Genomic DNA, 1,249 nt, shown 5'->3' with positions numbered 1-1,249 from the left:
GGCGTCGTAGCCGGGGTAGCCGCCCCAGGTGTTTCTGAGTTCGGCGTAGCGTGCGCGCAAGCGCGCCATGGCGGCGGCTTTCTGGCTGGCGGCGGCAGGTTCGTCTATCTGTTGTGTTTGGTGCGCTGCGTAAATGGCCGTCAGCTCTTGGCGTGCTTCCAGGGCCAGGGTGCGAAAGGCACGGCGTCGGCCGTCGAACACCGCGTATTCCTGGCGAGCGGCGTCACTGCCTTGTTGCGCCAGCCAGGCAGCGCCGCCCAGGCGCTCGACAGCGGTGGCAAAGGACTCGTTGAACATGGTGTCGTCTTGCACGTACACCACCTGGTGGGCCAGTTCGTGGAACAGCAGCCGCGCCAGCTCGCCTTCGGGGTAGTGGATGAAGGTGTTGAGCAAGGGGTCGCCACCGGCCCAGTTCAGCCAGCCCAGGGTGGAGTAGGCGGGAACGCCGTACACGTTGACCTCCAACCCGTCGGCCTGCAGCGCTGCGGCCTGCGCGCGCGCCTCGGCTTCGTGGAAATAACCCCGGTAGCCCACGCAGCCGGCCACCGGAAAACACCAGGTCTTGAGCGTCAGCGCCAGAGGCGGGGCCGCCACCACGTTCCAGACCACCGCGCGGCGCTGCAAGTCGGCGTAGCGGTGGTAGCTGGGGTTGTCGGGTAGGTGCAGTTCGCTCACGGCAAAGGCACGCATGCGTTGCGCCAGCGCCAGACGCTGGCGCAGGCTGGGGGGCGTTTGCGCCTCGTCCAGCCATTCGGGGATGGGGCGCGCGGCACGCATGATTTGCCACTGGCCCTGGACCGATTGCCAGTAGTAGCCAGCGCTGGAGCAGCCCGAGAGCACCGAAAGCAGCAACAAGGCCAGCACCAGACGGGTGCTGCGCGCGGGTTTCACCCTGTTCCCGGTGTTCATGCTGCTCGCTGGACTTCCACCGTGCAGTCGTAAAACACCGGGCCGCGCCCCAGATCGGTCAGGAGCTGGCTGGTGAGCTGGTTGACGTTGTGGCCGTCCAGTCCGAATTTGCGCCACCAGATGCCCAGGCCGTTCACGACGCCAGGGCGCGCGCGGGCCGACACCTGCAGCTTGCAGCGGTGATCGCCACGGTCGTTGAACACCCGCACCACGTCGCCATTGGCCAGACCACGCGCCTGGGCATCCTGCGCGTGCATTTCCAGCAGCGGCTCGCCTTCGATGTCGCGCAGGCTTTTCACGTTGACGAAGCTGGAGTTGAGGAAGTTGCGCGCGGGCGGCG

General features: G+C 67.0%; 2 protein-coding genes. Both read right to left on the bottom strand.

Features of this window, described 5'->3' with window-relative positions; all coding sequences use genetic code 11:
* The coding region (locus tag ABYB95_RS23700) for an aminopeptidase (RefSeq protein WP_372662893.1) at positions 1-909 on the bottom strand (909 nt) is incomplete at its 3' end.
* Positions 906-1,249: molybdopterin dinucleotide binding domain-containing protein (locus ABYB95_RS23695; RefSeq protein WP_372662890.1), on the bottom strand; the 344-nt coding region annotated here is incomplete at its 5' end. The genes ABYB95_RS23700 and ABYB95_RS23695, both read right to left, overlap by 4 nt.

The organism is Hydrogenophaga sp. (genome assembly GCF_041633695.1).
GTDB lineage: Bacteria > Pseudomonadota > Gammaproteobacteria > Burkholderiales > Burkholderiaceae_C > Hydrogenophaga.
This window is presented reverse-complemented; position numbering and strand designations above follow the sequence as displayed.